18 protein-coding genes are annotated in these 17,784 nt (G+C 71.6%); 7 read left to right on the top strand and 11 right to left on the bottom strand.

The features are described 5' to 3' along the window. Positions 1-6: 6 nt before the first annotated feature. Both OG933_RS37395 and OG933_RS37390 read right to left on the bottom strand, forming a co-directional pair. The gene (locus OG933_RS37395; RefSeq protein ID WP_405631357.1) at positions 7-978 is read right to left on the bottom strand and encodes a hypothetical protein; all 972 of its coding nucleotides are present in this window, start codon (positions 976-978) and stop codon (positions 7-9) included. 280 nt (positions 979-1,258) lie between these two features. Continuing rightward, positions 1,259-2,155 (bottom strand): helix-turn-helix transcriptional regulator, encoded by an 897-nt coding sequence (locus OG933_RS37390; RefSeq protein ID WP_362528848.1) that lies wholly within the window; start codon positions 2,153-2,155, stop codon positions 1,259-1,261. Positions 2,156-2,286: 131 nt separating this feature from the next. Here OG933_RS37390 and OG933_RS37385 point away from each other — a divergent pair, with 131 nt between their 5' ends. The 3 genes from OG933_RS37385 (at position 2,287) to OG933_RS37375 (ending at position 3,819) form a co-directional block, all read left to right on the top strand. After that, positions 2,287-2,853 (top strand): SRPBCC family protein, encoded by a 567-nt coding sequence (locus OG933_RS37385; protein WP_405631354.1) that lies wholly within the window; start codon positions 2,287-2,289, stop codon positions 2,851-2,853. Between the two features lie 171 nt (positions 2,854-3,024). Then, a complete protein-coding gene (locus tag OG933_RS37380; RefSeq protein WP_405631352.1) occupies positions 3,025-3,195 on the top strand; it encodes a hydrophobic protein in 171 nt (56 codons plus the stop codon). Between the two features lie 270 nt (positions 3,196-3,465). After that, positions 3,466-3,819, top strand: a complete 354-nt coding sequence (locus OG933_RS37375) for a PRC-barrel domain-containing protein (protein WP_362528853.1) — start codon at positions 3,466-3,468, stop codon at positions 3,817-3,819. A 504-nt stretch (positions 3,820-4,323) separates the two neighbouring features. Here OG933_RS37375 and OG933_RS37370 read toward each other — a convergent pair. Next, complete coding sequence (locus OG933_RS37370) at positions 4,324-4,524, bottom strand: hypothetical protein (protein WP_362528856.1); 201 nt, start codon at positions 4,522-4,524, stop codon at positions 4,324-4,326. Between the two features lie 228 nt (positions 4,525-4,752). Between OG933_RS37370 and OG933_RS37365 the strand changes: the two genes are divergently transcribed. The 4 genes from OG933_RS37365 to OG933_RS37350 all read left to right on the top strand — a co-directional run bounded on the left by OG933_RS37365 (position 4,753) and on the right by OG933_RS37350 (position 8,905). Further along, on the top strand, positions 4,753-6,114 hold the full coding sequence (locus tag OG933_RS37365; protein WP_405631348.1) for a bifunctional o-acetylhomoserine/o-acetylserine sulfhydrylase: 1,362 nt from the start codon (positions 4,753-4,755) through the stop codon (positions 6,112-6,114). Next, entirely contained in the window at positions 6,111-7,256 is a 1,146-nt protein-coding gene (locus tag OG933_RS37360; protein ID WP_405633626.1) for a homoserine O-acetyltransferase, read from the top strand. The genes OG933_RS37365 and OG933_RS37360 overlap by 4 nt, the downstream gene beginning before the upstream one ends. A 163-nt stretch (positions 7,257-7,419) precedes the next feature. Further along, complete coding sequence (locus OG933_RS37355) at positions 7,420-8,466, top strand: MDR family NADP-dependent oxidoreductase (protein ID WP_405631345.1); 1,047 nt, start codon at positions 7,420-7,422, stop codon at positions 8,464-8,466. 52 nt (positions 8,467-8,518) lie between these two features. Continuing rightward, on the top strand, positions 8,519-8,905 hold the full coding sequence (locus OG933_RS37350) for a MerR family transcriptional regulator (protein WP_362528860.1): 387 nt from the start codon (positions 8,519-8,521) through the stop codon (positions 8,903-8,905). A gap of 323 nt (positions 8,906-9,228) precedes the next feature. Here the strand turns inward: OG933_RS37350 and OG933_RS37345 are convergent, their stop codons facing one another. The 8 genes from OG933_RS37345 to OG933_RS37310 form a co-directional block, all read right to left on the bottom strand. Continuing rightward, positions 9,229-10,590, bottom strand: coding sequence for an aminomethyl transferase family protein (locus OG933_RS37345; RefSeq protein WP_405631343.1), 1,362 nt, complete (start codon positions 10,588-10,590; stop codon positions 9,229-9,231). Between the two features lie 193 nt (positions 10,591-10,783). Then, positions 10,784-11,728, bottom strand: coding sequence for a LacI family DNA-binding transcriptional regulator (locus OG933_RS37340; RefSeq protein WP_362528865.1), 945 nt, complete (start codon positions 11,726-11,728; stop codon positions 10,784-10,786). An 89-nt stretch (positions 11,729-11,817) separates the two neighbouring features. Then, entirely contained in the window at positions 11,818-12,723 is a 906-nt protein-coding gene (locus OG933_RS37335) for a bifunctional 5,10-methylenetetrahydrofolate dehydrogenase/5,10-methenyltetrahydrofolate cyclohydrolase (protein ID WP_362528868.1), read from the bottom strand. Between the two features lie 180 nt (positions 12,724-12,903). Next, positions 12,904-13,809, bottom strand: a complete 906-nt coding sequence (gene purU, locus OG933_RS37330) for a formyltetrahydrofolate deformylase (protein WP_405631340.1) — start codon at positions 13,807-13,809, stop codon at positions 12,904-12,906. Continuing rightward, entirely contained in the window at positions 13,806-14,678 is an 873-nt protein-coding gene (locus tag OG933_RS37325; protein ID WP_362528874.1) for a methylenetetrahydrofolate reductase, read from the bottom strand. Before OG933_RS37325 ends, purU begins: the two co-directional genes overlap by 4 nt. Positions 14,679-14,718: 40 nt before the next feature. Then, positions 14,719-16,062, bottom strand: a complete 1,344-nt coding sequence (locus OG933_RS37320; RefSeq protein WP_405631337.1) for an aminomethyl transferase family protein — start codon at positions 16,060-16,062, stop codon at positions 14,719-14,721. A gap of 265 nt (positions 16,063-16,327) precedes the next feature. Beyond that, positions 16,328-16,978 carry a CoA transferase subunit B gene (locus OG933_RS37315; RefSeq protein WP_405631335.1) on the bottom strand — a complete coding sequence of 217 codons (651 nt, stop codon included), beginning with the start codon at positions 16,976-16,978 and terminating at the stop codon, positions 16,328-16,330. Then, positions 16,975-17,760: a CoA transferase subunit A gene (locus tag OG933_RS37310; protein ID WP_405631333.1), complete on the bottom strand. Its 786-nt coding sequence runs from the start codon at positions 17,758-17,760 to the stop codon at positions 16,975-16,977. Before OG933_RS37310 ends, OG933_RS37315 begins: the two co-directional genes overlap by 4 nt. Between the last annotated feature and the right edge of the window lie 24 nt (positions 17,761-17,784).

Here is a 17,784-nt window from a genome sequence, read left to right as displayed (position 1 = left end):
TGTGTCCTACGGGCGGCCGCCCAGGAGGGCGCGCAGCAGATTGGGGTCGGTGGCGGTGGTGTAGGCAGCGCTGAGCACGTACACGTCATTGCCGCGCAGCGCTACGGAGGTCGGGTTCTGAAGTCCGTCGGCGGCATCCAGGACGGTGGTGCTGGTGCCGTCGGCCCGGATACGCACGACCGTGTTGGGCGCGTTGCGGGCTGCGAGGATCTCGTCTCCGCGGCCGGTGAAGGCGAAATCGTCGATCCCTGCCAGGCCCGAAGCCTTGACCTGCGGTGCTCCCGCACGGTTTCCCGAACGGATCGGAATGCGCAGGACGGTGCCCCGGTCCAGGTTGGTCACCCACAGCGCGCCGCCGTGCACTTTCGCGCCGTTGGCGCCGAGGAAGCCGGTCGAGGCGAGTTCGGGAGCGGTGGACCATGCCCGGGGGGTGCCGCCGGTGACGGGGACGGTCCACACGGTGCCGAGCACCGAGTCGGTGATGTAGAACTGTCGGCTGCGCTCGTCCAGTGCCAGCCCGTTGGGCAGGCCTCCCGCGGGCAGTGCGGCGATGCGCTGCGGCGCCTGCGCGGGACGCAGCCGCCACAGCCCCGTCAGGTCGGCCGTGCCGGTCGCGTACAGCACGTACAGGGTGCCGTCCGAGGTGTGGGCGATGCCGGTGGCCAGGGGAAAGCCGAGGACCGGGGTGTCGACTCCGCCGTCGGCCGGGGCGGGCAGCGTCGCCAGGACGTGTGTGGTGCCCTGGCGGGTGACCCGAGCCACCTGGCGGCCGGCGGCGAAGGTGACGGCCGCCGTGCCGTCGGGCAGCAGGGTGATGTTCTCCGGCATCTGGCCCGCGGACAGGTCGAAGTGGGAGGCGACCCGCACATGTGTCAGCGGTCCCGCGGTGGATGTCGCGTCGGCGGGCACTGCCGCCGCAAGGGTGGCCGCGGCCACCGCAACTGCCGACATGATCAGCTTGATGCTTCGCACGGACATGGTTCCTTCACTGTTTTCGGGCATGCGGCAGCCGCGGTGCGGTGCCGAGGACGAGGGGTGCTTCGGGGACGGCCGTGATCGTGCTGCCGACCGGTGGGCCCAGGGGACGTCGGACCGACGGGCCGGTGGGCCGTCGGGCGTCAGGCAGGTGACGTCGGGCCGGGTGGGCGTCGGGCCGCCGGAAAGAAGTCGACAGCCCGTCGAGGTGGACAGCCCGGCAGCGGGACGCTCCGGCGGCCGCGCACGCGCCGGGCGCCCTGGGGCGACGGAGGGGCTCGGGTCAGGTGGTGCGGGTTTCGGCGCCGTGGCGCGGCTGGGCCGATTCCTGCGGTGCGGTGGTGTGGACGAGCAGGGTCAGGGCTGTCGCGGACGGGGAGCCGGGGGCGGCCGTAGCCACCACCAGGGACGGCCCGCGTCCTTGCGGGCTCTGGAGGGTCTGCTGGGTGACCGCCAGTGTCCCGACCAGCGGGTGGCGCATGTCGTAGTCGGCGACATCGCAGGCCTGGATCCGGTGGTCGGCCCACATCGTGGCGAACTCCGGGCTGCGCATGGCCAGTTCGCCGATCAGTGCGGCAAGCAGCGGATCGTCCGGGAAGCGGCCGGCCGTCAGGCGCAGATTGCCCACCACGGCCCGGGCCTTGGCGGGCCAGTCGCTGTACAGATCGCGGGTGTGCGCGTCGAGGAACACCAGCCTGGCCATGTTCGGCCGTCGGCCGGGGTCGTCGGGGCTGTCCGGGGCGAGATGCCCCGCGAACAGCGCGTGTCCCGGCCGGTTCCAGGCCAGGACATCGCTGCGGCGGCCGATGACGACGGCCGGTGTGCCCTCGATGGCCGCCAGCAGGGCGCTCGTTGCCGGGGTGACGCGTTCGACGGGCGGTCGGGCGGCCCTGGACCGTCTGGGCGCACGGGCCAGGGTGTGCAGGTGGGCACGCTCGGAGTCGTCCAGGCGCAGGGCGCTCGCCACGGCGTCGAGCACCTCGCGCGAGGCGTTGCGTGACTGGCCCTGTTCCAGGCGGGTGTAGTAGGGGGCGCTGATCCCGGCGAGCATCGCGAGCTCCTCCCGCCGCAGTCCAGGCACCCGGCGCCGCTCACCGTAGGTCTGCAACCCGACGTCCTGGGGGCGCAGTTGGCTACGGCGTGCCTGGAGGAATTCGGCGAGGTGCCCGTGCTTGTTCATGGCACCGAGTATGCGTACCGCCGACGACCCGCGCCTCACCCCGCCGGGGTAGGGATCGGCGGGGTCTGGCTCGGCCCGGCCCCGGTCTCCAGGATGGGCCGCGTTCCTCTTCATCGCTTCCGGGAGAATTCATGAGCGCCACCACCTCCGGCCCCCGAAACCCGCTGGCCGGGCTCGACCTGACTCCCTTCGCCTTCACCCGGCGGTGCTGGGTCGACGCGCCGCCGGACTCCGTCTACGCCCTGATCAGCGATGTGTCACTGATCGAGACGTGGAGTCCGAGTGCCGGCGGAGTGAGCTACGCGCCGGGCGACGGTCCGTGGGTCGGTGCCCGGTTCAGCGGCCGCAACCGCCGGGACGGGCGCGAATGGGTCACGCACTCCGAGGTGGTGCGGGCCGATCCGGGGACCGCGTTCGCCTTCGTCGTGGGCGGAGCCGACCACGGCATCGTGCGCTGGGACTGGCACTTCCACGAGCAGGGCCGGGGCAGCATCGTCCGGCAGTCCTGGCAGTTGCTGCGCGCCGACCCGGTCCTGGGCGACACCCTCCAGGACGTCCGTTCGTTGCAGAACCACATGGCCGACAGCGCGGAGTCCACCCTGCTCGCCCTGGCAGAGTGGATCGCCGACCGCCGCACCCTCACCGACCGCCGCACCCTCACCGACCGCCGCACCCTCACCGGCCACCGCGCCCGCTGACAGCCCGCGCCGCGTGCGTTCGACGGGCTCGCTCCTGGCCTGACGGGAATTACCCCATGGGCTTTTCCTGGTTCCGAGTTCTGAGTTCTGAGTGCCCCAAAAAGAACACATCGGATCGACAGGAGTGAAGATCGTCCCGCAGGGCACACGATGGTTCGGAGGTTGATGACTATGGTTCCTGTTCTTCTCGTTCTTCTGCTTGCCCTGATCCTCTTCGGTGCCGGTTTTGCACTCAAGGCTCTGTGGTGGATCGCGGTCATCGTGCTGATCGTGTGGGTCCTGGGGTTCGTGATCCGTCCTGAGGCGAGCGGCGGCAAGCGGGGGCGCTGGTACCGCTGGTAAGCGGACCTTCAACACGACCTGACATGGGTGGGCACCGGCGCCGTGGCGTCGGCGCCCACCCATTTTCGTCCCCCTGCCTCGGCGGACGAAAATGGTGATTTCGAATGGTGATTTCGTTGATCGGAATTTTTCTTCGGGGTGAATGCGTGGAGGGCGAAAAACAGGGCACTCGATTTTCCGAGCAGGCGCCACCGAATGTGATGACGTCAGCACATCCCCCGCAGATTCGACTGCGGGGGTGGCGAAGAATTACGATGAGGGAGCCGTTTTATGAGTGACAGCATCTGGGGCTACCAGCCGACCACCGGCCACATCGCGGGCACCGACCTGATCGGGTACTCGGTCGAGGCCACCGACGGCAGCATCGGGAAGGTCGACAAGCACTCGGACGACGTCACCTCTTCGTACCTGGTCGTCGACACCGGCGTATGGATCTTCGGCAAGCACGTTCTGCTTCCGGCCGGAACCGTCAAGACGGTCGACCAGGCCGAGCGCAAGATCTATGTCGACCTCACGAAGGAGCAGATCAAGAGCTCCCCCGAGTTCGACAAGGACAAGCACGTCGGTGACGCCGGCTATCACGAGCAGGTCGGCGGCTACTACCGGAACCACCGAGGCGTCTGACCCACGACGTCACCCTGAAGGGGGGGCCGACCGGAGAACCTCCGGTCGGCCCCCCCTTCGCTGTCAGATCTCCTGCGGGCTGCCGGTCAGCACGACGCGGCCGGTGGTGGACTGCGGGTTGATCAGATCTCCGGGGGGGCGGGCCCGAGGTCGTCTCCGATGTCCTTGCCGGCTGCTGCCGTTGTGTTCTTGCGCGCGGGTGTCGTGGTGGCGGCCATGTCGTCTCCCGGTAGTGCACCGTGCCGGAGTCGGGCCGGTCCGGCGCGAGGAGCAGCCGGGCGAGCGTCGACTTCCGCCGAGGAGTTCCTGTCCGCCGAGGCGGATGCTGCCGGTGACCTCGGCGCCGTCCGGCAGCAGTCCCGGACGGCGAGGGCGGTGAGCGACTTCCCGGAGCCGGATTCGCCGATCGGCGCGAGCCGTTCACCGGGCGCCACCGCCAGGCTCACCTCGTCGACCACGGGCGGCCGGCGATCCGCACGCTCAGGTCGGTGATCGTCAGCAGGCTCACGCCGCCTCCCGGACCCGCAGGCGTGCGTCGGTCGCCTCGCGCAGACCCGCAGGTGCGTCCACCAGGCGTCCCGACGGGTGAGACGGCGACCGGGACGGCGACCGGGAGGACAGCCGGGACAGCGGCCCGGGCGACGGCGGGGCGAGGCGTGCCGGGACCTCGTCCGGCTCCCCGGCGTGCTGGTGCGCCGTCACCATCTGTGGTTTTCTGACCTCATGACCGTGCTTGTGACCCGCCGCCACGTCGACTACGTGCGTGTCACCACCACGGGCTGTTCCGCCGCGAGCTGACGCCCCGCTCCGGTATCCGATCCCACCCTCTTCATCCCTGGCACCGCGCTGCCCTTCGCCCTGCCCACGTCCCGGTCCGGGCAGCCGCCGCGCGGTCGCTCCGGGCACCCCGCACGCCCCGCACAAGGGAGAACCATGAGCCAGCCGATCGACTCCGTCACCGCCGGCCACACCCCCGAGGACGAACCAGCCGGACCCGACACCTCGGCCTGGTCGTTCGAGACCAAGCAGATCCACGCCGGCGCCGCGCCGGATCCGACGACCGGGGCGCGGGCGGTACCGGTCTACCAGACCACCTCGTTCGTCTTCCGCGACACCCGGCACGCCGCCGACCTGTTCTCGCTCGCCGAGCCGGGCAACATCTACACCCGTATCCACAACCCGACCCAGGACGTCTTCGAGCAGCGGATCGCCGCGCTGGAAGGCGGGGTCGCCGCGGTGGCCCTGGCCTCCGGGCAGGCCGCGGAGACCCTCGCCATCCTGACGCTGGCGAGCGCGGGCGACCACATCGTCTCCAGCACGTCCCTGTACGGCGGCACCTACAACCTGTTCCGGCACACCCTGCCCAGGTTCGGCATCGAGGTGTCCTTCGTCGACGACCCGGACGACGCCGAAGCCTGGCGAGCGGCGATCCGGCCGAACACGAAGGCCCTGTTCGCCGAGACGCTCGGCAATCCGCGCGGCAATGTGCTCGACGTACGGGCGGTGGCCGACGTGGCGCACGGGGCGGGTGTCCCGCTGATCGTGGACAACACCGTGCCGACCCCCTATCTGCTGCGGCCCGTCGAGCACGGCGCCGACATCGTCGTCCACTCCGCGACCAAGTTCCTCGGGGGCCACGGCACCACCGTCGCCGGCGTGGTCGTCGACGGCGGCACCTTCGACTTCGGCGCGCACGCCGATCGCTTCCCCGACTTCAGCGAACCGGACCCCAGTTACCACGGTCTGCGGTACTGGCCCGCCCTCGGTCCGGGCGCCTTCGCGATCAAGCTGCGCGTCCAGCTGCTCCGCGACATCGGCCCCGCCCTCTCCCCGCACTCGGCCTTCCTTCTCCTCCAGGGCGTGGAGACGCTCAGTCTGCGCATCGAACGGCACTCGGCCAACGCCCAGGCCCTGGCCGAGTGGCTGGAACAGCGCGACGAGGTCGCCGTCGTCCACTATCCGGGCCTGGAGTCCAACCGGTGGTACGAGGCGGGGCAGCGCTATCTGCCGCGCGGCGCCGGCGCGGTCCTGGCCTTCGAACTGCGGGACGGGGTCGAGGCCGGCAAGCGGTTCGTCGACGGCGTCGAGCTGTTCAGTCATCTCGCCAACATCGGCGACGTACGCAGTCTCATCATCCATCCGGCGTCCACCACCCACAGCCAGCTGGACGAAGCACAGTTGGCGGCGACCGGCACCGCGCCCGGCCTGGTGCGCCTGTCGGTCGGCATCGAGAACCTCGCCGATCTCAAGGCGGACCTGGAGGCCGGCTTCCGTGCCGCGAAGGGCGCGTCCTGAACGCCGTACCGACGACCTCCCAGGTCCCCCTCCCGTCGGCCTCCGGGGCCTGGCGGGAGGGGGACCCTCCGGGGCGCCGCCGGTGGCACCTGCGGGAGAGAGCGCTGCCGTTGGAGGCGGGAGGTGAACTGCCCCGGGTACGGCTGGCGTTCGAGACCTGGGGTCAGCTCGCACCGGACCGCTCCAATGCCGTACTGGTGCTCCACGCGCTCACCGGCGACAGCCATGCCGCCGGGCCGGCCGAGCCCGGTCACCCCACCCCCGGCTGGTGGGACGGGCTCATCGGGCCCGGTCTGGCCTTGGACACCGACCGCTGGTTCGTCGTCGCTCCCAATGTGCTGGGCGGCTGCCAGGGCAGTACCGGACCGTCCTCGCCCCGTCCCGACGGACGGTACTGGGGTGGCGCCTTCCCCTCTCTGACACAGCGCGACCAGGTCGCCGCGGAGGCCGGGCTGGCCGATTCGCTCGGCATCGGCCGCTGGGCCCTGGTGGTCGGCGGCTCGATGGGCGGGATGCGCGCCGTGGAGTGGGCCGTGTCGTATCCGGAACGTACGAGCGCGCTGCTCCTGCTCGCCACGACGGCGGCGGCGAGCGCGGAGCAGATCGCCTGGGCCGACATCCAGCTCCATGCCATCCGCGACGACCCGCACTGGCGTGGCGGCGACTACCACGACACCGGCCGGGGGCCGCACGCGGGACTCGGTCTGGCCCGCCGTATCGCCCACGTCACCTACCGCAGCGAGCCGGAGTTGCAGCTCCGCTTCGGCCGCGCGCCCCAGGGCGAGGAGGACCCCAGGAGCGGCGGCCGGTACCGGGTCGAGTCGTATCTCGACCACCACGCCGCCAAGCTGGTGCGTCGCTTCGACGCGGGCAGCTATGTCGTGCTGGCGGGCGCCATGAACACGCACGACGTCGGCCGCGGTCGCGGCGGTACGCGTGCCGCCCTGCGCCGCGTGACCGCCAGGACGCTGGTCGCCGGAGTGGGCTCGGACCGCCTCTACCCCCTCGGCCAGCAGGCGGAGCTGGCCGCGGGGATCCCCGCGGCGGATCACCTCCGAGTGATCGAGTCCCCTCATGGACACGACGGCTTCCTCATCGAAGTGGAGCAGGTCGCCGCGCTCGTACGCGAACTCGTCGGCTAGCGGCGGCCGTTCGGTTCCTTCGGCGCCGACCCTGTGGCGGATCGGCTCTCTTGCCCTTGACGCGTACGTCAGGGGTTAGCGTCTGCGCGCCGACGGCCGGTCCGGCCGTCCCCGTCCCCGTCCCCGTCCGCGCCTGCCTTCGAACCCGTCCAGGAGCCCCGACATGGCCTCTCCCCCTCCCGCTGTCCTGCCCGCGACGACCCGCGAGATCCTGCTGACCGAGCTGCCCGGCGGGTTGCCGGGGCCCGGGCACTTCACGATCACGCGGAAGCCGGTGCCCGCACCCGGTCCGGGACAAGTCGTCGTCCGGAACCGGTACTTCCTCGTCTTTCCCGGCCTGCGCACTCTGATCGGCGGCCAGGCCGACGGCGTACCGCTGCCCCGTATCCACGTCGGTGACGCGCTGTTCGGTCCCGCGGTCGGTGAGGTCGTCGCGGCCGGGCCCGGCGGTCCGTTGCGCCCGGGGGACACCGTCACGCATCTGCTCGGGTGGCGCGAGTACGCCCTGGTGGCGGCGGCCGACTGCGCTCCTGTGGGCGAGGTGCTGCCCGACCCGGTGGCCCATCTGTCGTCCGGTTCGGCCGCCTACGGAGCGCTCACCCGGCTCGCCGAAGTCCGCCCCGGCGACACCGTGTTCGTCACGGGCGCGGCGGGAGCCGTGGGAACGCTGGCGGGCCCCGTGGCGCGGCTGCTGGGCGCGGGGCGGGTCGTCGGGAGCACCCGGTCGCCGGACAAGGCCGAGCGGTTGCGGGCCGAAGCGGGCTACGACGCGGTCGTGGTCCCGGGATCCCGGCCGATCGACGAGCAGTTGGCCTCGGCGGCGCCGGAGGGCATCGACGTGCTGCTGGACAACGTGGGCGGTGACCAGCTGGCCGCCGCCGTGCGGGCCGGGCGCCGGGGTGCCCGCTTCGCACTGGTCGGCGCGCTGTCGGGACAGTTGTCGCCGCGCCGGGACGGGGGCAGCGCACCTGCCGAGATCGACACGTTCCGGATCGTCAACCAGGGCATCTCGCTGCACGGTTACAGCGGAATGGACCATCCCGAGGTGGCGAAGGAATGGACCGAGCGCTTCGGGGACTGGCTGCGCTCCGGCGAGATCGCCTTCCCGTACGTACGGATCCCGGGCATGGATGACGCGCCGCGGGCGTTGCAGGAACTGTTCCAGGGGCGGCACTTCGGGACCGTGGTCGTGGAGTTGCCGCCGACGTGAGGCGTCGTCGCGCGCGGTCGCGGCGGCCGAGACCGAGGACGCGAGGACGGACATGCGGATCGGAGACGCGGCGGCGGCCGCGGGGACCACCCCCCGGGCACTGCGGTTCTACGAGGAACGGGGCCTGCTGCCACCGCCGCGGCGCACCGCCACCGGGCAACGTGAGTACGGGCCGGACGAGGTGGCGAGGGTCCGCGTCATCCGTGAGCTGCTGGCGCTCGGGCTCACCGTCGAGGACCTGCGCAGTTTCGCCGACCGGATCGGCCTGCTGGTGGAGAATCCCCGACGGCGGTGCGGGCCTCCGGACTCCGGCGGGCCCGACTCCGACCGGCCCGGCGCCGGGGTGGTCGACCGCAGGATCGCGGCCCTCGACGCCGAGATCGACCGCCTGAGCCGGCTGCGCGCGGGACTGGCCCTGCGCACCTACGAACGTCCCTGACGCCCGTCCCGCTAGGCGGACGGCTGACCGAGGTCGACGACGCCGGATACGGCTTCCTCCGATACGCCGAGGGCCGCCGGACGAGGTCTCGGGGCGGACAGGGGTGGGGTGGAGCGGGGTGCGGACTCGGCCTGCTTCTGGGGACGGCGATCGGCCCCACGACCGGGCGGCCTCCTGCCCCGGTACGGCATCGACGACACGTACACCGTCGTCCCCGCCGTCGATCACGTGGAGGCGCTCGCCGGGTTCGAGCAGCGACGAGGGCGGGGACGGTGGCACGACCGCCACGGTGTGACCCCATCCCCTCCCGGTCGCGGTCCGGGCTACAGCGCCATGACGTCGGTCCGCCGCCGATCCGGTTTGAAGGGCAGCGCGGTCACCGTCGCCCTGACCTCCCGCTGCGCGGTCCCCGGCCTGCCCCACAGGACCACCACCTCGGTGCCCGGCGACGCGTGGCCGGGGTCGATCACGACGAGGGAGATCGTCGACCGCAGGTTGACACTCACGGTCCGGCCCGTGGACACCCCCACCCGGCGGCCGCCGGCGAGCACCTGGTCGAAGGCGGGACCGCGGCCACGCGGCAGCTCCATCGGGTCCGGGAGATCGCCCTCGCCGAGGAGCGCGGTCAGGATGCCGGAGACGTCCTCGGCGTTCCAGCGCAGGCCCGTGAGCGTCCGCTGCGGCTCCCCCTTCGCGGCGGCGGCGGCCAGCGCGTCGCGCCCCAGGAACTCGCGGTCGGGAACGCCGCCCCGGAAGCCCCAGCCGAGCTCGCCCGGCTTGCGGAAGTAGTCCGTGACGCCGTTCTCCGGGACGAAGCTGCCGCCGGGTGCTCCCCTCCTGAACTGCCGGGGCGCGCCCGGGGTGAGAACGGACGCGGGGAGGTAGTCGAGGCCGTTCGTGGCGATGCCCGCTTCGATGTGCTGCACAGGCTGGGAGCGCAGCCCCAGTTCGCGGATCCCCAGCGGTCGGCCGCTCGCCACGACGGCCGACCAGATCGCGTTGGCGTGAGCGGCGGAGCCGTGCAGTTCGTAGCCGAGTTCGCCGGAGATGCCGGTCCGCAGGACCCGCACCGGGACCCCGTCGACGCGTGACGGGCGGCTGCGGCTGAAACCGATGTCGCGCAGACTCTCGCCCGTCAGCTTCTCCAGCGTGTCCAGGGCCGCCGGACCCTGGACCCCGAAGATGAACAGGTCGGGGCTGACGTCCTCGGCCTCGGCGTCCCAACTGCCCTGGCCCAGCTGCCACAGCAGCCAGTCCGCGCTGCCGGCCGTGTAGAGGAACTCCTCTTCCCCCACGCGGCACACGATGCCCTCGGACGCCACCCAGCCGTTCCCGTCGAGCTGGACGTGGTGCTTGATCTGGCCGAGCTCGAAGCGGGACAGGTCCCGCATGCCGAGCCAGGCGAGGAAGGCCCGCGCCTGCGGTCCCCTGACGACGACCTTGTGCAGCGACGACCAGTCGCCCACATAGCAGGACGTGACGTGCGCACCGCACTCCTCGACCCAGCCCGTGTACTCGAGCGGCAGCAGCGTCTGGGCGAATGCCCCGAAGGAGGCCAGGTGGTTGCTCTCGTCCTGGGCCGCGGCGGCGGGGCTGAAGTAGGCCGGCCGCCGCGTGACGAAGGGGGCGTCCCTCAGTCGCAACACCGCTTCGTAGGTGCTGCGCTGAACCTCGGCTGCGTCCACGGGATCCTCCGGCTCATGAGGGCAACGACTAAATCGTTTAAGTTGGACCGTAACAGACGGTTTCACCGACGGCGACGCTCTGAAGGCTCCGCCCGCCGCATCCATTGCTGACGCGGCGTGGGACGGGCGCGGCCGCTCCCGGCGACGGCGCCGACTCGTCACGACTCGGCGGCGGTCACCGGCTCGACGGCGGTCACACGGACGCGCGGTCCACGATCCGGCCGCGCACCGGTGCCAGGCCCTCCGTGTCGATACCGAGGGCGTCCCGCGCGGCGATCCGTCCGAGGATCTCGGCGTCGATGTGCACGGTGGTGAGCGCGGGCGTGGTCAGGGAGCCGTACTCGGTGTCGTCGAAACCGATCACGGCCATGTCCTCCGGCACCCGCAGCCCGAGGTCACGCAGGGCCGTGAGGCTGCGCAGCGCGATGTCGTCGTCGAAGGCGGCCAGGGCGGTCACCTCCGCGTGCGCCGCCAGGAACGCCTCGACGGCGGCCGCACCGGCCTCCCGCGGCCGCGGCACGACAAGTCGTTCCAGGGGTGGGAGTCCCCGTCGCCGGGCGGCCTCCCGGGCGAAGCCGAGCCGGGCCTGCGTCAGCGGGAACTCGTGGTCGGGCAGGGTCATCGCGATCCGGGTGTGCCCGCGTTCGGCGAGGAAGTCGATCTGGAGCGCGGCGTTGGCGGCGAAGCCGCTCTCCCAGTCCTGCGCGTCCGACTCGTCCGGCTCGTCCGACGCGTGTCCGCGCATGTAGACCTCGCCGAGCCTGAGCACCGCCCGCGGCACGATGGCGTCGAGGATCTTCTGCGTGGCCTCGGGCGCCGCGTGTCCGTGCCGGACGAGGAGAACGTGGTCGTGCTCGGCCAGTTCCTCGTCGAGCCCTCGGACATAGCTCCGGGAGAAGTTGCCCTCGATGCCCCGGTCGACGTTGAGCACGACGATGCGCGAGGAACCCTCGCGCAGGGCGCGGGCGATGCCGTGCGGGACGTACCCCAACTCGTGGGCGGCCTCCGTGACCCGCTCCCGGGTGGCCGCGGAGATCGTCTGCCGCGGGTCGTCGTTCAGCACGAAGCTCACCGTCGCCCGGGACACACCGGATGCCTTGGCGACGTCGCTCAGCGTCACCCGACCGGAACGGCCCACGCCGACCCACTCCCTCTCAGCCGGACCACGCGCCCCGACGAGGAGTGTCACCGCGCCGGTGTCCCACCTGCGTCCCACGCGTAGAACGATCAAGTCCCGGGCGTCAGCCTACGCGACGAGCGCGACGAGACGGTCGGCCGGGCCGCGACGGTCTCGCGTTCGGCACCCCAGCGGGCGGCACGCAGCGTGTTGACCATGAGCATGGCGATGGTCATGGGTCCCACGCCGCCGGGAACGGGTGTGATCCGGTCGGCGATCCCGTCGAGTTCGGCGGAGCGGACGTCGCCGGCCAGACCGTCCGGCGTGCGGTGGATCCCCACGTCGATGACGACGGCACCGGGCGCCACGTGTGCGGAGCCGACGAGCCCGCGGACGCCGGTCGCGACCACGACGATGTCGGCGGCCCGGGTGACGGCCGGGAGGTCGGTGGTGTGTTCGTGCGCGACGGAGACCGTCGCGCCGCGCCGCAGCAGCAGTTGGGCCAGCGGCCGTCCGACCAGTGCGCCCCAGCCGACCACGGCGACGCGGGCGCCCTTGAGCGCGATGCCCTCGGCGTCGAGGAGTTCGATGACACCGCTGGGTGTGCAGGGACGCAGTCCGCGTTCCCCGCGGGCGAGCAGCCCGGCGCTGGCGGTGGTCAGGCCGTCGACGTCCTTGGTGACGGGGATGCGGTCGATCAGGGCGGCCGCGTCCAGTTGCCGGGGCAGCGGGAGTTGCAGCAGGATGCCGGAGACCCGTGGGTCGGTCGCGAGCTCGTCGATCACCGCGGCCACGTCCTCCTGAGCGGCCTGTCCGGGCAGATGCCGGTGGAAGTCGCGCATGCCGGCCTCCCGCACGGCGCGTCGCTTGGCGGCGACGTACACGGCGCTCGCCGGATCGTCGCCGACGAGAACGGTCGCCAGTCCGGGAACCGTTCCCGCACCCGCGGCGACCTCCTCGGCGACCCGGGCACGGATCCGCCGGGCGATCCGGCTGCCGTCGATCGTGGTGGTCATGGTGGCGAACCGCCTTCCTGTGATGGGGCACGCCTCCCCCGCGAGAGGCATGCGACGCGCGCGCGGCGCTCGGTCGGTTTGACCGCGGCGGTACGGCGCCGGGGCCGGACCAGGCAGTTCGCCGTACGCCGCGCGCCGTACGCCGCGTGCCGTGCGCCGCGCGCCGTGCGCCGCGCGCCGTCAGGCGAAGACGATGGTGTGGTTGCCGTCGCGGATCACGCGGTCCTCTGCGTGCCACAGGACGGCGCGGGAGAGCACCGCGCGTTCCACGTCGGCGCCACGGCGGGTGAGGTCGCCGGCGGTGTGGGCGTGGGTGACGCGGACGACGTCCTGTTCGATGATCGGGCCCTCGTCGAGGTTCTCGGTGACGTAGTGGGCGGTGGCGCCGACGAGTTTCACGCCGCGTTCCTTGGCCTTGGCGTACGGTCCGGCGCCGATGAAGGCGGGCAGGAAGGAGTGGTGGATGTTGATGATCGGCACGTCGGCCCGATCGATGAAGTCCGCCGACAGGATCTGCATGTAGCGGGCCAGGACGACGAAGTCGACGTTGCCCTGGAGCAGTCGGAGGTGTTCCGCCTCCGCGGCCGACTTGTCGGCGCCCTGGCAGGGGACATGGAAGAAGGGGACGCCGAAACTCCGTACCTCCTCGGCCACATCGGGATGGTTGGAGATCACCATGGCGACGGTGACGGGGAGTTGGCCCTGACGGTGGCGCCAGAGCAGGTCCAGCAGGCAGTGGTCGGACTTGGAGGCGAAGATGGCCACCCGCTTGGGCACGGAGAGGTCGCGGAGCGTGTAGCGGAGCCCGAACGCGTCCACCAGGTTCCGGTCCAGGTCGGCCCGCAGGGCGGGCAGCGCGGCCTGGAGGCCGTCGAGGCCGAACACGGTCCGCTGGAAGAAGGCGCCGCCCTGCGGATTGTCCGAGTACTGGTCGAGGGAGACGATGTTCGCGCCGTGGCCGCCGAGGGCGGAGGTGACGGCGGCCACGATGCCGGTGGCGTCGGCGCCCTGCACGATGAGCGAGGCCTGCGGGGCGGGCGGCCCGCTCCTGGCGGCGCGGGCCGGAGCGTCCTGGGTGAGGGTCATGCCGGGCTGTCCTTCCGGAAGCGGGCGGCCCAGTCGGACGTCGCCCTGAGCCCGCCGAACGTATAGAAATGGATCTTCAACTCGCCGTGGCGGGCGGGGTCGTGGGCCGCCGCGAGGGCGCGCAGGAATCGGTCAGGTCCCGCCGTACCCATGAGGTTGGTCAGGGAGAAGCCGTACTTCTTGACGACGGAGGCGCTGGTGCCGACACCGAAGCGGGACGCGTACGCCATGAGCCGCCGCACTCCGGCGGGACCGGGCACGCCGATCCTGATCGGCAGACCGACGCCACGGCTGCGGACCTCCTCCACCCAGGCGAGCACCGGGTCGACGTCGAAGCCGAACTGGGTGATGACGCCGGCCTCCAGCGGCTGGGCGGCGAGTGCCGCGTGCTTGTCCCGCAGCGCGGACCACAGGGCGGTGCCGTCGATCGAGGGGTGGCCCTCGGGGTAGCCGGCGATGCCGACGTGACGGACGCCGTACTCCCGCAGCAGCCCCGTGCCGATCAGGGACAGCGCGTCCGCGTAAGGGCCCTCGGGGTGTGCCGGGTCCCCGCCGACGAGGAACACGTTGTCGGAGGTGCCGTCCGCGCGCAGTCCGGCCAGGAACCGCTCGAAGTCGTCGCGGGATCCGAGCCGCCGGGCGGATATGTGCGGTACGGGCACGAAGCCGAGCCGCTTGACCGCCCGGGCCGCGTCCAGCCGCAGCCGGAGGTCCTCGTTGCCGAGGAAGGTGACGTTGATCCGGGTGCCCGGGGGGATGGTGTCGCGGGCCTCCTCCAGCTTGGGGACGTCCTTCCCGGTCATCTCCAGGGAGAAGTCGTCCAGCAGTGAGGTGCCGACCGCTGTGCGTACCGTGCTCGCGGGTTGCATCGTCTTGACGTCTCTCGTTTCGCTTCTCGGTCGACCCGCGTCAGCGGTTGTGGCGGTACAGGGTGCGTGCATGCGCGTTGAACGGGGACGGCTGGACGGTGGCGCGGATCCGGGGGAAGCCGAGGTCTGCCCCGGGATCGGTGCCGGAACCGGGGTGCTCGCCCCAGACGACCGCCACCTCGGTGCCCGGCGCGGCGTACTCCGGGTCGATCAGGGTCTGCGCCAGAACCGTGCCCACCGGGTCGATCGACGCGCTCTGCATCGTCATGCCGACCGAACCTCCCGCGCCCTCCACCCGGTGACGGGCGTAGGTGAGGACGAACCCCGGGTCCTCGCCCCCGCCGATGACGGAGCGGACGTCGTCCGGGTCCAGGACGAGGGTGACCTTGGTGCGCAGCGGCTCGTCCTTCGCCTTCAGCAGGGCGTCCCGGCCCAGAAAGTCGTGGTTGAAGGAGATCATCTTCCCGTAGCCGAGCTCGTACGGGGACACGTAGTAGTCCTCGATGTCCTCCGAGTAGTGACTGCCGTTCAGCGGGCGCTTGCCCTCGATACCGAACAGAGGCAGGTACCGGCGGTATTCCAGCAGGTCCGGGTCGGTGTAGATGCCGGGCACCGGCGAGGGGATCCAGCCGCTCTCCACGCTCGGTGTGGCGTAGGCCCGGGCGCCCACCTGGATCAGGCCGAGGGGCTCACCGACCTTGAGGAACGTCTCGTGGACGTACGCGGAGTGCTCCCAGTCGCCGATGAACTCGAAGCCCGCCTGGCCGGCCATGCCGTGCCGCAGGGCACGCATCGGACGCCCGTCCAGGGTGACGGGGCTGGAGTGGAAGAACTTCGTCTCCGGCAGCGGTCCGCCGAAGGCGCGCTCGACGAGTTCGGCGGCCAGCGGCCCCTGGAGCTGGTAGCGGAACAGCTTCGGGTCACCGCCGCCGGGCCGGAAGGCGCAGGACGGGTCGGTGGCGAAACCGACGTCGTACCCGCCCTTCTCCGCGTGGTACTGCACCCAGTGCTGCGCGGCCGGGATCCCGCTGAGCAGGTACCTGTTCTCGCCCTCGCGGGCCAGGATGCCGTCGGTCACGAGGTGACCGTGCCGGGTCACCGGCACGTACTGCTTGGCCTGTCCGATCGCGAACTTCTCGAAGTTGTTGGCGCCGTGGTCGGCCAGCACCCGGGTGGCGTCCGGGCCCTCGATCCACATGTCGTACATGTGGTGCGAGAGGTTGAGGAGCGCCACGCCCTGGTGCCAGGCGGTCTGCTCCTGACGCCAGCCGGCGTACTCGCGGTCCACGACCTCGGGAAGCCACGGCTCCGCGTTCGGCCGCCACAGCAGCTTCATCGGGGACCCGGCCCGGTCGATGCCGTCCTGGAGGGAGGGGGTCGTCATGTGCGGCTCCTTTGCCGAGCGTTCGTCCCGTCGGGCTACCTCGTACTAAATCGATTTAGTGAACGTCAGGGAGAAGCGGTGACTAAATCGATCTAGTGCACGTTAGCAAGGCGACTCGGTCCGCACGAAGTGCCTGACACGGAATCTTTGTGTGCGGCCCACGTACTCGACACGCGGGACCGACGCCGGACCGGGACGGGATCCCCTGCGCGCCGCCGGCGGGGATCCCTGGTCCGCGGCCCACGGGAAGCCGGGCAGGAGGTGTTCAGCAGGCGGCGGCGACGGCGTCGGTACGCAGCGGGGCGGCGGTCTTCGCGGTGACCTCCTCGAGGGTGACGCCCGGAGCGGTCTCCACCAGCGCCAGGCCGTCGGGGGTGACGTCGAGGACACCGAGGTCGGTGACGATCCGGTGGACGCAGTTCTCCCCGGTGAGCGGGAGAGAGCACTCCCGGACGATCTTCGGTGAGCCGTCCTTGGCGGTGTGGTCCATGAGGACGATCACGCGACGGGCGCCGTGGACGAGGTCCATCGCGCCGCCCATGCCCTTGACCATCTTGCCGGGGATCATCCAGTTGGCCAGGTCGCCGCGGGCGGAGACCTGCATGGCACCGAGGACCGCGGTGTCGATGTGGCCGCCGCGGATCATGCCGAACGAGAGCGCGGAGTCGAAGAAGGAGGCCCCGGGCAGGACGGTGACGGTCTCCTTGCCCGCGTTGATCAGGTCGGGATCGACCTCGTGTTCGTACGGGTACGGGCCGGTGCCGAGGATGCCGTTCTCGGAGTGCAGGACGACCTGCACGTCCGGCGGGAGGTGACCGGGGATCAGGGTGGGCAGGCCGATGCCGAGGTTGACGTAGGAGCCGTCGGTGAGTTCGGCGGCGGCGCGGGCGGCCATCTGGTCTCGGGTCCAGCTCATGCGCGTACGGCCCCTCGTGTCGAAGACGCGGAAACGGAAAGGTGCTCGATGTGCTTGTCGGCCGCTTCGGCGGCTGTGAGTTGCACGACCCGCTGGACGTGGATGCCGGGAAGGTGGATCTCGCCGGGGGCCAGGGCGCCCGGTTCGACGAGTTCCTCGACCTCGGCGACGGTGATCCGGCCGGCCATGGCGGCGAGGGGGTTGAAGTTGGCGGCGGCGCGGCGGAAGCGGAGGTTGCCGTGCCGGTCGCCGCGCCAGGCCCGTACGAGGGCGAAGTCGGTGGTGATGCCGTGCTCCAGGATGTGCGGGCGGCCCGCGAAGTCGCGGGTCTCCTTGGGGGGTGAGGCGACGGCGACCGATCCTCCCCCGGCCGCGTGGCGCCAGGGCAGTCCGCCCCGCGCGACCTGGGTGCCGACGCCCGCCGGGGTGTAGAAGGCGGGGATGCCCGCGCCGCCCGCGCGCAGCCGTTCGGCGAGAGTGCCCTGCGGGACCAGCTCCACCTCCAGTTCGCCGGAGAGGTACTGGCGGGCGAACTCCTTGTTCTCGCCGACGTAGGAGCCGGTCACGCGGGCGATCCGGCCCGCGGCGAGCAGCACGCCGAGGCCTCGTCCGTCGACACCGCAGTTGTTCGAGACGACGGACAGACCGGTGGCGCCCTGTGCGTACAGGGCCCGGATCAGCACCTCGGGCACACCGCTGAGGCCGAAGCCGCCGACGGCCAGTGACGCGCCGCAGGCGATGTCGGCCACCGCTGCCGCGGCGCCGGAAATTACCTTGTCCATGGGGGAGTTGCCTTTCGGTCGGGG

Source organism: Streptomyces sp. NBC_00016 (assembly GCF_045040885.1).
GTDB classification, from domain to species: domain Bacteria; phylum Actinomycetota; class Actinomycetes; order Streptomycetales; family Streptomycetaceae; genus Streptomyces; species Streptomyces coriariae.
Note: the sequence above shows the minus strand (reverse complement) of the source record. Positions and strands in the feature narration are given on the sequence as shown.